Below are 12,146 nucleotides of genomic sequence, written 5' to 3'. Positions count from 1 at the left end.
CGTATGTCTGGTATTGCGGTGTGATTCGGGGTCAGTGGGCGATCGGCGACACTTCGAAGACGCAGTGGTCGTGGCCTTCCGCCGCGCACTGCACTTCCTTCGAAAACGCGCGCGGCGCGCCCTTGCCTTCCGGCGTCGTGTCGTTGACCCAGTCCATCGCGCCGGCGAACCAGCCGGCGAACATGTAGCAGAGCTTGCCAACCTTGCCCGGCTGCTGGAGCACGAACGACGAATGGCGCAGTTCGATCTTCGCGTGCGCGGTGGCCGGATCGGCCTCGATGATCGAGAACAGCCCCCAGCCGCGCTGCGACAGGCGCTTCAGGTAGTGCTCGAACACCGCCATCCCGGTGAGGCCGTGCAGCTTCGCCTCCTTGTCGCACCAGTGGTACGCGGACTTGTAGCCGGCCTTGTACAGGATCTCGGCATACGTGTCGACGCCGAGCGCTTCCTCGACCGCAACGTGGTTGTTCGTGAAGAAATGGCGCGGCACGTACAGCATCGGCAGTGCGTCGGTGGTCCAGACGCCGGTATCGGGATCGACGTCGATCGGCAGTTGCGGTTGCATCGTGGTGACTCCGTGAGGAAAGTGGGCCGCTTGCGTCTTCGCGAGAGGCGCGGCATCGCCCGCGTGCCCGCGCGGTTCTCGCGGGCACGTCCGGTGTTTCGTTCGTGTTTAAGTGTCTAAGTGTCCAGGCGTGCGGGAGCGGCTGGCGGCTTACGCGCCCCAGACGTCCTTGTACACGCGCACCCAGTTCTCGCCCATCAGCTTGCGGATGCGCGACTCCGACCAGCCTGCGCGCTCCATCGCGGCGGTCAGATTCGGGAATTCGCCGATCGTCCGGATGCCTTCCGGATTGATGATCTTGCCGAAGTTCGTCAGTTGGCGATAACGGCCCTTGTCATGCGTCAGCATGTCGAAGAACTCCTTCGCGTAATCCTGCGTGAAGTCCGTGCCGATCCCCACCGTGTCTTCGCCGGCGATGTTCACGACATAATCGATCGCCTCGATGTAGTCGTCGATCGTCGATTCGATCCCGCGCTTCAGGAACGGCGCGAACATCGTCACACCGACGAAGCCGCCCGCGTCCGCGATCTCCTTGATCTGCGCATCGCTCTTGTTGCGCGGATGGTCCTTCAGGCCCGACGGCAGGATGTGCGAGTAGCACACCGGCTTCTTCGAGAAGGCGATCGCTTCCGACGACGTGTTGCCGCCCACGTGCGACAGGTCGACCATGATCCCGACGCGGTTCATCTCGGTGATCACTTCGCGGCCGAAGTCCGACAGCCCGCCGTCACGCTCGTAGCAGCCGGTGCCGACCAGGTTCTGCGTGTTGTAGCAGAGCTGCACGATGCGCACGCCCATGTCGGCGAACGCCTCGATGTAGCCGATGTTGTCCTCGAACGCATGCGCGTTCTGGAAGCCGAGGATCACGCCGGTCTTGCCTTCCTTCTTCGCGCGGAAGATGTCGTCCGTCGTGCGCACGAGCGTCAGCAGCTCGCTGTTGTCGCGGATCTTCTTCTTCATCACGCCGATGTTGTCGACGGTCTTCGTGAAGTTTTCCCAGACCGACACCGTGCAGTTCGAGGCGGTGATGCCTCCCTTGCGCATGTCCTCGAACACCGGCCGCTCGAACTTCGAGATGTTCAGGCCGTCGATGATGATGCTGTCCTGGTGCAGCGTGCTCATGGCTGTGTGCTCCAATGATTCTTGTCGGGTCGTCGTTCAATAGATCGGGAAGCGTTCGCAGAGCGCGAAGATCTCGCGGCGCACGCGCTGCTCGGTCGCGTGGTCGCCTTCGGGATTCGTGCGCAGCGCGTCGAACACTTCGAGGATCAGGCGGCCGATCTCGCGGAACTCCGCGACGCCGAAGCCGCGAGTCGTGCCGGCCGGCGTGCCGAGACGGATGCCCGACGTGATCGTCGGCTTCTCGGTGTCGAACGGAATGCCGTTCTTGTTGCAGGTGATGCCGGCGCGCTCGAGCGCCTGCTCGACCGGTGCGCCCTTCAGCCCCTTCGGGCGCAGATCGACGAGCAGCAGATGGTTGTCGGTGCCGCCCGTCACCAGATCGACGCCGCCGGCCTTCAGCACTTCGCCGAGCGCCTGCGCGTTCGCGAGCACGTTGTCGATGTACGTCTTGAAGTCCTGCGTCAGCACTTCGCCGAACGCGACCGCCTTGCCGGCGATCACGTGCATCAGCGGGCCACCCTGCAGGCCCGGGAACACCGCCGAGTTGATCTTCTTCGCGATGTCCTCGTCGTTCGTCAGCACGAAGCCGCCGCGCGGGCCGCGCAGCGTCTTGTGCGTGGTCGACGTGACGACGTGCGCGTGCTGGACCGGATTGTCGTGACGGCCCGCGGCGATCACGCCGGCGATGTGCGCCATGTCGACCATCAGCTTCGCGCCGACGCTGTCGGCGATCGCGCGGAAGCGCGCGAAGTCGAGCTTGCGCGGATACGCGGAGAAACCGGCGATGAGCAGGCTCGGCTTGTGCTGGTGCGCGAGCTCCTCGACCTGGTCGTAGTCGATCAGCATCGTGTCGCGGTTCACGCCGTACTGGACCGCGTTGAACCACTTGCCGGACAGCGCGGGCTTCGCGCCGTGCGTCAGGTGGCCGCCCGCGTCGAGCGACATGCCGAGCACCGTGTCGCCCGGCTTCGCCAGCGCGAGCATCACCGAGCCGTTCGCCTGCGCGCCCGAGTGCGGCTGCACGTTCGCGTAGCCGGCGTTGAAGATCTCCTTCACGCGCTCGATCGCGAGCGACTCCACTTCATCCGCGAATTCGCAGCCGCCGTAGTAACGCTTGCCCGGATACCCTTCCGCGTACTTGTTCGTCAGCACCGAGCCCTGCGCTTCGAGCACCGCGCGCGACACGATGTTTTCCGACGCGATCAGCTCGACCTGCGACTGCTGCCGCTCGAGTTCTTTCAGGAGTGCGCTGCGAACCGGCGCGTCGCGCTCGGCCAGAGGCTGCGAGAAGAAAGGCTGGGTGTTCGACATAGAGCGTCCGTGGCTGAATGAAATGGCTGCTTACAAGGCGGAAGGGCCGCCCCGCCCGGCTGGTGAAGCCTTGCCGGTCAAGGGCTCCCGACGGCTCTATTCTTGTCGTTCGGATTTCCGGTCGATTGATGAATTTAGACGCGTTCTTTGCCTTTTCCGCCATGCGCGTCCGTTTTATACAAGTGAACGATCGTGCGCTTTCGATCCGGATCCGGCTCGGCAGAGGATACGACCCCGCCGTGCGCGCCGCGTGGCGGCACTTTCACGGTGCGGGGACTGCCCGGGGAACTGGCGCCGGCGCACGCGCGCGGTGCGGTCTCCAGGCGCGGAGCACGGTGTGACAACGGTAACAGCTAGGGTTTAGCCGTATGGCACGCTTGTTGCGCCCGCTCCCACAATACGGCAGCCCAGTCCGTGCCCCTGGGCGCAGAAGCTATTAGATTCAAGGATCACTCCCCCATGTCGCCCGACCGCACAGCGTCGCTGTCTCACTTCGCGTTCATGCCGTTGCCGAATTTCACGATGATCGCGTTCACGAATGCGATCGAAGTGTTACGGATGGCGAACTATCTGAGCGGGCAAACACTGTACCGCTGGTCGGTCGTCAGCCCCGACGGCGGGCCGATCACCGCGAGCAACGGCCTCACCGTCGACACGAGCCCCGCCGACAGCATCGGGCAGCCCGACATCGTGTTCGTGTGCGGCGGCGTCGACGTGCAGCGCGCGACCCAGGCGGAGCATCTGTCGGCGCTGCGCCGCTTCGCGCGCTCCGGCATTCCGCTCGGCAGCCTGTGCACCGGCACGTACGCGCTCGCGAAGTCGGGCCTGCTCGCCGGCTATGCGTGCGCGATCCATTGGGAAAACATGTCGGCGCTGAAGGAAGAGTTCCCGGACACGCGCTTCCTGAAGGAACTGTTCGTGGTCGACCGCGACCGGATCACGTGCACCGGCGGCGTCGCGCCGCTCGACATGATGCTGAACCTGATCGCCGCGCGCGTCGGCACCGCGCGTGTCACGCAGATCGCCGAGCAGTTCATCGTCGAGCACGTGCGGGACACGAGCGCACAGCAGCGGATGCCGCTCGTCGCGCGCCTCGGCTCGGCGAACAAGTCGCTGTTCGAGGTGATTTCGCTGATGGAGAACAACATCGAGGAGCCGCTGTCGCGCGAAGAGCTCGCGCGGCTGGCGGGCATGTCGCAGCGGCAGCTTCAGCGGCTGTTCCGCGAACACCTCGGGATGACGCCGACGCATTACTACCTGACGCTCAGGCTGCGCCGCGCGCGCGAACTGTTGCTGCAGACCGACATGTCGATCATGCACATCACGATGGCGTGCGGATTCCAGTCGGCGTGCCATTTCAGCAAGAGCTATCGGGATTCGTTCGGTGTGGCGCCGACGCGCGAGCGGCGGCAGCAGGTCGCGCCGCTGGCGGCAGGGCCCGGGGGCTCGCCGCCGGTCTCGTCGTTGATGATGCACGCATAGGCGTGTGCGGCCAGCCCCCGAAGGGCTGGCCACTTCCCGTCACCTTCCCGCCAGGTTACGCCGCCTTCAACATCCCGTGCGGATCGATGACGAACTTGCGCGGTGCGCCGCCATCGAACTTCTTGTACCCATCCGGCGCCTGATCGAGCGAGATCACCGACACGTTGACGATATCTGCGATGGGCAGGCGGCCATGCAGGATCGCCTGCATCAGATTGCGGTTGTACTTCAGCACCGGCGTCTGGCCGGTATGGAACGAATGCGACTTCGCCCAGCCGAGCCCGAAGCGGATGCTCAGGCTACCGTGCTGCGCGGCGACGTCCTTCGCGCCCGGATCGTCGGTCACGTAGAGCCCCGGAATGCCGATCGCGCCCGCCGGCCGCACGATCTCCATCAGCGAGTTCAGCACCGTCGCCGGCGCTTCCTCCGCGTGACCCGACGCGCCGTGCCCGTGTGCCTCGAAGCCGACGCAGTCGACCGCGCAATCGATCTCCGGCGTGCCGAGAATTTCAGCGATCTGTTCGCCGAGCGTCGCATCCTTCGACAGGTCGACGACCTCGAAGCCCATCGCCTTCGCATGCGCGAGACGTTCCGCGTTCATGTCGCCGACGATCGTGCACGCGGCGCCGAGCAGGCGCGCCGACGCGGCGGCCGCCATCCCGACCGGGCCCGCGCCCGCGATGTAGACAGTCGAGCCCGGCTTCACGCCCGCGGTCACCGCGCCGTGATAACCGGTCGGCAGAATGTCGGACAGGCACGTCAGATCGCGGATCTTCGCCATCGCCTGATCGCGGTCCGGGAACTTCAGCAGGTTGAAGTCCGCGTACGGCACCATCACGTACTCGGCCTGGCCGCCGATCCAGCCGCCCATGTCGACGTAGCCGTACGCGCCGCCCGCACGCGACGGGTTCACGGTCAGGCACACGCCGGTGTTCTGGTCCTTGCACATCGCGCAGCGTCCGCACGCGACGTTGAACGGCACCGACACGAGATCGCCGACCTTCATCGTCTCGACGTCGCCGCCGACCTCGATCACCTCGCCGGTGATCTCGTGCCCGAGCACGAGGCCGACCGGCGCCGTCGTGCGGCCGCGCACCATATGTTGATCGGACCCGCAGATGTTCGTGGTGACGACCTTCAGAATCACGCCGTGACCGATCGAACGCCCAGTCGGATCGACCATCTTCGGATAGTCGATCTTCTGAACCTCGACCTTGCCCGGCCCCATGTATACGACACCTCGATTGCTGCTCATCGCTCTGTCTCCATGTCTCGTTGGATGGTGCTGCCGGCCGCGCCGAACGGCGTGGCGCAAGGCCTCAGCGGCGTCATCGAGAGTAGTCCGCAACGCGGTGCCCCCGGCGTTCAAAACCCGACACGCGCTTGATCGGCGCCGACATCGCCCGCTCGCCGCCCGTTCGCCGCCCGTTCGCCGCCGGTCCGGCGTCCGAATCGAACCCATTTTTTATTGATTGAACGGTCAATAAAAAAAAGATAAGCTTCGGGCTTCCGTTCACCTCACCCGCCGGGCGCGAAGGAGCCGTGATGCCGAAAGTCGGAATGCGCGAAGTCCGCCGTGCGCAGCTGATCGACGCGACGCTGCGCACGATCGACGCGGCCGGCCTGCCCGGCACGACGCTCGCATCGGTCGCGCAGCGCGCGAACATCTCGACGGGTATCGTGAGCCACTACTTCGGCGACAAGGACGGGCTGCTCGAAGCGACGATGCGCCACGTGCTGCGCGATCTGCGCAGCGCGACGACGCGCCGCCGGGTCGCCGCGCGCAAGGATCCGCGCGCGCGGTTGCGCGCGATCGTCGCCGCGAACTTCGACGATACGCAGACGAGCGCGCCGGTGATGAAGACCTGGCTCGCGTTCTGGTCGCAAAGCATGCACGAGCCCGCGCTGAAGCGGCTGCAGCGCGTGAACACGCGCCGGCTCTTTTCGAATCTCAGCGCCGAATTCGCGAAGGCGATGCCGCCCGCGAAAGCGCGCCAGTCGGCGAGCGGCCTCGCCGCGCTGATCGACGGCCTGTGGCTGCGCGGCGCGCTCGCCGGCGGCCCGTTCGACACGCGCGCGGCGCTGAAGCTCGCGAACGATTACATCGACCTGCTGCTCGCGTCGCACCCTTGACGCGCATCGCGGCGGCCCCTCAGGAGATCATCATGTCCGTATACGGTTTGCAGCGCCTCTACATCGGCGGCGGTTACGTCGACGCCACGAGCGGCAAGACTTTCGACACCTTCGATCCGGCGACGGGCGAACTGCTCGCGCAGGTGCAGCAGGCGAGCGCCGACGACGTCGAGCGCGCGGTCGCATCCGCGCGCGAAGGCCAGCGCGAATGGGCGGCGATGACCGCGATGCAGCGCTCGCGCATCCTGCGCCGCGCGGTCGATCTGCTGCGCGAGCGCAACGACGCGCTCGCCGAGCTCGAGATGCGCGACACCGGCAAGCCGATCGCCGAGACGATCGCAGTCGACATCGTGACCGGCGCCGACGTGATCGAATACTACGCGGGCCTCGCGACCGCGATCGAGGGGCTACAAGTGCCGCTGCGCGCCGACTCGTTCGTCTATACGCGCCGCGAGCCGCTCGGCATCTGCGCGGGCATCGGCGCATGGAACTACCCGATCCAGATCGCGTGCTGGAAGACCGCGCCCGCGCTCGCGGCCGGCAACGCGATGATCTTCAAGCCGAGCGAGGTCACGCCGCTGTCCGCGCTGAAGCTCGCGGAGATCTACACCGAAGCCGGCCTGCCCGCCGGCGTGTTCAACGTCGTGCAGGGCGACGGCTCGGTCGGCGCGCTGCTCACCGGCCATCCGGAGATCGCGAAGGTGTCGTTCACCGGCGGCGTCGAGACCGGCAAGAAGGTGATGTCGCTCGCGGGCGCGTCGTCGCTGAAGGAAGTGACGATGGAGCTCGGCGGCAAGTCGCCGCTGATCGTGTTCGATGACGCCGATCTCGACCGCGCGGCCGACATCGCGGTCACCGCGAACTTCTTCAGCGCGGGCCAGGTCTGCACGAACGCCACGCGCGTGTTCGTGCAGAAGGCGGTCGAGGCGGCCTTCGTCGCGAAGGTGCTCGAACGCGTGAAGCGGATCCGCGTCGGCCAGCCTTCGGCCCCCGACACGAATTTCGGCCCGCTCGCGAGCGCCGCGCAGCTCGACAAGGTGCTCGGCTTCATCGAGAGCGGCAAGAAGGAAGGCGCGAAGCTGCTCGCCGGCGGCACGCGCCTGACCGACGGGCATTTCGCGCGCGGCCAGTACGTCGCGCCGACCGTGTTCGGCGACTGCCGCGACGACATGACCATCGTCCGCGAGGAAATCTTCGGGCCGGTGATGAGCATCCTCGCGTTCGAGACCGAGGACGAGGCGATCGCGCGCGCGAACGCCACGCACTTCGGGCTCGCGGCCGGCGTCGTCACCGAAAACCTGTCGCGCGCGCACCGCACGATCCATCGCCTCGAGGCGGGCATCTGCTGGATCAACACCTGGGGCGAATCCGCCGCGGAAATGCCGGTTGGCGGATACAAGCAATCCGGCGTCGGACGCGAGAACGGCATCACGACGCTCGAGCACTACACTCGAATCAAATCGGTGCAGGTCGAGCTCGGCCGCTACAACCCGGTGTTCTAAAGGAGCGTACCGTCATGACGACGCGCGAATACGACTACATCATCTGCGGCGCAGGCTCCGCGGGCAACGTGCTTGCGACGCGCCTGACGGAAGACCCGGACGTCACCGTGCTGCTGCTCGAAGCGGGCGGCCCCGACTATCGCTTCGACTTCCGCACGCAAATGCCGGCGGCGCTCGCGTATCCGCTGCAGGGCCGCCGCTACAACTGGGCCTACGAAACCGATCCCGAGCCGCACATGAACAACCGCCGGATGGAATGCGGACGCGGCAAGGGGCTCGGCGGCTCGTCGCTGATCAACGGGATGTGCTACATCCGCGGCAACGCGCTCGACTACGACAACTGGTCGACGCACAAGGGCCTCGACGACTGGACGTATCTCGACTGCCTGCCGTACTTCAGGAAGGCGGAGACGCGCGACGTCGGCCCGAACGACTATCACGGCGGCGACGGCCCGGTGTCGGTCACGACCAGCAAGCCCGGCGCGAACCCGCTGTTCGAGGCGATGGTCGAGGCCGGCGTGCAGGCCGGCTATCCGCGCACGGACGACCTGAACGGCTATCAGCAGGAAGGCTTCGGCCCGATGGACCGCACCGTCACGCCGCGTGGCCGCCGCGCGAGCACCGCGCGCGGCTATCTCGACCAGGCGCGCGCGCGGCCGAACCTGACGATCGTCACGCATGCGATGGCGGACCGCGTGCTGTTCGACGGCAAGCGTGCGTCGGGCGTCACGTATCTGCGCGGCAGCGAGCGCGCGAACGCGCACGCGCGCCGCGAAGTGCTCGTGTGCAGCGGCGCGATCGCGTCGCCGCAACTGCTGCAGCGCTCGGGGGTCGGCCCCGGCGCGTGGCTGAAGGCGCTCGACATTCCGGTCGTGCTCGATCTGCCCGGTGTCGGCAACAACCTGCAGGACCACCTGGAGATGTACATCCAGTACGAATGCAAGGAGCCGGTGTCGCTGTATCCGGCGCTCAAGTGGTGGAACCAGCCGAAGATCGGTCTCGAATGGATGCTCAACGGCACCGGCCTCGGCGCGAGCAACCACTTCGAGGCGGGCGGCTTCATCCGCACGCGCGACGACGACCTGTGGCCGAACATTCAGTACCACTTCCTGCCGGTCGCGATCAATTACAACGGCTCGAACGCGATCGAAATGCACGGCTTCCAGGCGCACGTCGGCTCGATGCGTTCGCCGAGCCGCGGCCGCGTGAAGCTGACGTCGCGCGACCCGAACGCGCATCCGAGCATCCTGTTCAACTACATGGCCGAGGCGCTCGACTGGCGCGAGTTCCGCGACGGGATCCGCGCGACACGCGAGATCATGCGCCAGCCCGCGCTCGACCGCTATCGCGGCCGCGAGCTGAATCCGGGCGCGGACCTGAAGAGCGACGCCGAACTCGACGCGTTCGTGCGTGCGCGCGCGGAGACCGCGTTCCATCCGTCGTGCTCGTGCAAGATGGGCTACGACGACATGGCCGTCGTCGACAACGAAGGGCGCGTGCATGGGGTCGACGGCCTGCGCGTCGTCGATGCGTCGATCATGCCGATCATCACGACCGGCAACCTGAACGCGCCGACGATCATGATCGCCGAGAAGATCGCGGACAGGATCCGCGGCCGCAAGCCGCTCGCGCGTTCGAACGCGCGGTACTACGTCGCGAACGGCGCGCTGGCGCGCAACGTCGCGAAGGCGTTGCGGCAGCCGGAGACGGTCTGATAAGCGGCCTGAAAAACGCGGTCCCCACGCCGCACGCTGCCCGAGAACGCCGCCGATCTGCACAATCGGCGGCGTTTGTTCATCTGCGCCGTCTAATCCGCGTGCTTTCCGGGCGTCTGTTGGACGCGCCAGCAAACTCCACCAGCCATTGCTAAGATAGCGGTCCGCCCATTCCGGACCTCGCCAGTGAGCCCGCCACCGATCCTGTCCGTTTCGAACCTGTCCAAGACGTACGCCTCCGGCTTCCGCGCGCTGAAGCAGATCGACCTCGACATCCGCGCGGGCGAGCTCTTCGCGCTGCTCGGGCCGAACGGCGCCGGCAAGACGACGCTGATCAGCGCGATCTGCGGGATCGTCACGCCGACCGAGGGCCGCGTCACGGTCGGCGGACACGACATCCGCCGCGATTTCCGCGCGGCGCGCGAGATGATCGGCCTCGTCCCGCAGGAGCTGACGACCGACGCGTTCGAGACCGTCTGGGCGACGGTATCGTTCAGCCGCGGGCTGTTCGGCAAAGCGCCGAATCCCGCGCACATCGAGAAGACGCTGAAGGCCCTGTCACTGTGGGACAAGCGCGACAACAAGCTGATCACGCTGTCGGGCGGGATGAAGCGCCGCGTGATGATCGCGAAGGCGCTGTCGCACGAGCCGCGCATCCTGTTCCTCGACGAGCCGACCGCCGGCGTCGACGTCGAGTTGCGCCGCGACATGTGGAAGCTCGTCGACGCGCTGCGCGCGAGCGGCGTGACGATCGTGCTGACCACGCACTACATCGAGGAAGCCGAGGAGATGGCCGACCGGATCGGCATCATCCTCGGCGGCGAGCTCGTGCTCGTCGAGGAAAAGCGCGAGCTGATGCGCAAGCTCGGCAAGAAGCAGCTGACGCTGCAGCTCGAGCATGCGGTCGCGACGCTGCCGCCCGCGCTCGCGCCGTACGGGCTCGAGCTCGCGGACGGCGGCAACGCGCTCGTCTACACGTACGATTCGCAACGCGACGACGCGAGCATCGTCACGCTGCTGCAGGCGCTCGGCGCGGCGGGCGTCGGGTTCCGCGATCTGCAGACGACGCAGAGCTCGCTCGAGGACATCTTCGTCAGCCTGATCGACAACCGCCGCAACGACGACAAGCGAGGCGCAACGTCATGAGCATCGTGAATTTTCACGCGATCCGCGCGATCTACCGCTCGGAAATGCACCGTACGCGGCGCACGCTGATGCAGAGCATCATCGCGCCGGTGATCTCGACATCGCTGTACTTCGTCGTGTTCGGCTCGGCGATCGGCTCGCGGATCAGCGCGGTGAACGGCATCGGCTACGGCTCGTTCATCGTGCCCGGCCTCGTGATGCTGTCGCTGCTGTCGCAGAGCATCTCGAACGCGTCGTTCGGCATCTATTTCCCGCGCTTCACCGGCACGATCTACGAGATCCTGTCGGCGCCGATCTCGTACTGGGAGATCGTCGTTGCGTACGTCGGCGCGGCCGCGACGAAATCGATGCTGCTCGGGCTCATCATCCTCGGGACCGCCGGGCTGTTCGTACCGCTGCACATCCTGCATCCGCTGTGGATGATGCTGTTTCTCGTGCTCACGTCGGTCACGTTCAGTCTGTTCGGCTTCGTGATCGGCATCTGGGCCGACAGCTTCGAGAAGCTGCAGCTCGTGCCGCTCCTGATCATCACGCCGCTGACGTTCCTCGGCGGCAGCTTCTACTCGGTCGACATGCTGCCGCCCGCGTGGCGCATCGCGACGCTGTTCAACCCGATCGTCTATCTGATCAGCGGCTTTCGCTGGTCGTTCTACGGGCTCGCCGACGTGCACGTCGGCATCAGCCTCGCCGCCACGCTGCTGTTCCTCGCGATCCTGCTCGCGATCGTCGCGTGGATCTTCCGCACCGGCTATCGGCTGAAGAACTGACTTCAGGACTGCTTCGCCACCTTTATAACGATTTTGTGCTCTTTTTTTTCGATTGAAGCAGATCGTAGATGGCAGGCTTCAGGATCAAGCCATTGAAAACTGAAGTGAGCACAAAGCTTGACAAGATCGTAAGCAGCGCAGCGAGGCCGATCGAGGAAGGAACAATATTTCCGTCATTCCATTTAACGCTGACAAAAACAGGCATTCCTCCGAACAAGAGAAACGGACCAACCAATGCCGCAACGAATGCATAGCCGCCATAGCGCCTGATCCGAATGATGGATTGTTGGCGAGCCAACTCGATCAGCGAATCGAGCTGCGCGCGAGAAAGCCCTCGAATTTCCGGAATAACCCATGCAAGCGCGAATTTGAACGGGACAAGCATCTGGGCTCCTTGTCACAT

11 protein-coding genes are annotated in these 12,146 nt (G+C 65.8%); 6 read left to right on the top strand and 5 right to left on the bottom strand.

The window, feature by feature from the left end; all coding sequences use genetic code 11:
• Positions 1–31: 31 nt before the first annotated feature.
• The 3 genes from HZI36_RS08920 to HZI36_RS08910 form a co-directional block, all read right to left on the bottom strand.
• Positions 32–565, bottom strand: coding sequence for a DUF5943 domain-containing protein (locus HZI36_RS08920; protein ID WP_179402281.1), 534 nt, complete (start codon positions 563–565; stop codon positions 32–34).
• Positions 566–715: 150 nt separating this feature from the next.
• Complete coding sequence (locus HZI36_RS08915; protein WP_179402280.1) at positions 716–1,687, bottom strand: dipeptidase; 972 nt, start codon at positions 1,685–1,687, stop codon at positions 716–718.
• Positions 1,688–1,723: 36 nt separating this feature from the next.
• A complete protein-coding gene (locus HZI36_RS08910; RefSeq protein WP_179402279.1) occupies positions 1,724–2,998 on the bottom strand; it encodes a serine hydroxymethyltransferase in 1,275 nt (424 codons plus the stop codon).
• A 459-nt stretch (positions 2,999–3,457) separates the two neighbouring features.
• Here HZI36_RS08910 and HZI36_RS08905 point away from each other — a divergent pair, with 459 nt between their 5' ends.
• Positions 3,458–4,480 carry a GlxA family transcriptional regulator gene (locus HZI36_RS08905; protein WP_179402278.1) on the top strand — a complete coding sequence of 341 codons (1,023 nt, stop codon included), beginning with the start codon at positions 3,458–3,460 and terminating at the stop codon, positions 4,478–4,480.
• A gap of 55 nt (positions 4,481–4,535) precedes the next feature.
• On the opposite strand, the gene fdhA is transcribed toward HZI36_RS08905, so the two are convergent.
• On the bottom strand, positions 4,536–5,735 hold the full coding sequence (gene fdhA, locus HZI36_RS08900) for a formaldehyde dehydrogenase, glutathione-independent (protein WP_179402277.1): 1,200 nt from the start codon (positions 5,733–5,735) through the stop codon (positions 4,536–4,538).
• Positions 5,736–6,025: 290 nt separating this feature from the next.
• Here fdhA and betI point away from each other — a divergent pair, with 290 nt between their 5' ends.
• From betI to HZI36_RS08875, 5 genes are all read left to right on the top strand, one after another.
• Positions 6,026–6,613 carry a transcriptional regulator BetI gene (gene betI / locus HZI36_RS08895; RefSeq protein ID WP_179402276.1) on the top strand — a complete coding sequence of 196 codons (588 nt, stop codon included), beginning with the start codon at positions 6,026–6,028 and terminating at the stop codon, positions 6,611–6,613.
• Positions 6,614–6,645: 32 nt separating this feature from the next.
• The gene (gene betB / locus HZI36_RS08890; RefSeq protein WP_179402275.1) at positions 6,646–8,115 is read left to right on the top strand and encodes a betaine-aldehyde dehydrogenase; all 1,470 of its coding nucleotides are present in this window, start codon (positions 6,646–6,648) and stop codon (positions 8,113–8,115) included.
• Positions 8,116–8,129: 14 nt separating this feature from the next.
• A complete protein-coding gene (betA, locus tag HZI36_RS08885; protein ID WP_179402274.1) occupies positions 8,130–9,830 on the top strand; it encodes a choline dehydrogenase in 1,701 nt (566 codons plus the stop codon).
• A gap of 186 nt (positions 9,831–10,016) precedes the next feature.
• A complete protein-coding gene (locus tag HZI36_RS08880; protein WP_179402273.1) occupies positions 10,017–10,976 on the top strand; it encodes an ATP-binding cassette domain-containing protein in 960 nt (319 codons plus the stop codon).
• Complete coding sequence (locus HZI36_RS08875) at positions 10,973–11,743, top strand: ABC transporter permease (RefSeq protein WP_179402272.1); 771 nt, start codon at positions 10,973–10,975, stop codon at positions 11,741–11,743. Before HZI36_RS08880 ends, HZI36_RS08875 begins: the two co-directional genes overlap by 4 nt.
• A 22-nt stretch (positions 11,744–11,765) precedes the next feature.
• Here HZI36_RS08875 and HZI36_RS08870 read toward each other — a convergent pair whose 3' ends face one another.
• Positions 11,766–12,128 (bottom strand): hypothetical protein, encoded by a 363-nt coding sequence (locus HZI36_RS08870; RefSeq protein ID WP_179402271.1) that lies wholly within the window; start codon positions 12,126–12,128, stop codon positions 11,766–11,768.
• Between the last annotated feature and the right edge of the window lie 18 nt (positions 12,129–12,146).

Origin of the sequence: Burkholderia guangdongensis (assembly GCF_013403875.1) — a bacterium.
Classification (GTDB): Bacteria; Pseudomonadota; Gammaproteobacteria; order Burkholderiales; family Burkholderiaceae; genus Burkholderia; species Burkholderia guangdongensis.
Note: the sequence above shows the minus strand (reverse complement) of the source record. Positions and strands in the feature narration are given on the sequence as shown.

What these genes read in the sequence shown, in the direction of transcription:
- HZI36_RS08920 (WP_179402281.1), bottom strand. Translation starts at nt 565, where the DNA reads ATGCAACCGCAACTGCCGATCGACGTCGATCCCGATACCGGCGTCTGG.
- HZI36_RS08915 (WP_179402280.1), bottom strand. Translation starts at nt 1,687, where the DNA reads ATGAGCACGCTGCACCAGGACAGCATCATCATCGACGGCCTGAACATC.
- HZI36_RS08910 (WP_179402279.1), bottom strand. Translation starts at nt 2,998, where the DNA reads ATGTCGAACACCCAGCCTTTCTTCTCGCAGCCTCTGGCCGAGCGCGAC.
- HZI36_RS08905 (WP_179402278.1), top strand. Translation starts at nt 3,458, where the DNA reads ATGTCGCCCGACCGCACAGCGTCGCTGTCTCACTTCGCGTTCATGCCG.
- fdhA (WP_179402277.1), bottom strand. Translation starts at nt 5,735, where the DNA reads ATGAGCAGCAATCGAGGTGTCGTATACATGGGGCCGGGCAAGGTCGAG.
- betI (WP_179402276.1), top strand. Translation starts at nt 6,026, where the DNA reads ATGCCGAAAGTCGGAATGCGCGAAGTCCGCCGTGCGCAGCTGATCGAC.
- betB (WP_179402275.1), top strand. Translation starts at nt 6,646, where the DNA reads ATGTCCGTATACGGTTTGCAGCGCCTCTACATCGGCGGCGGTTACGTC.
- betA (WP_179402274.1), top strand. Translation starts at nt 8,130, where the DNA reads ATGACGACGCGCGAATACGACTACATCATCTGCGGCGCAGGCTCCGCG.
- HZI36_RS08875 (WP_179402272.1), top strand. Translation starts at nt 10,973, where the DNA reads ATGAGCATCGTGAATTTTCACGCGATCCGCGCGATCTACCGCTCGGAA.
- HZI36_RS08870 (WP_179402271.1), bottom strand. Translation starts at nt 12,128, where the DNA reads ATGCTTGTCCCGTTCAAATTCGCGCTTGCATGGGTTATTCCGGAAATT.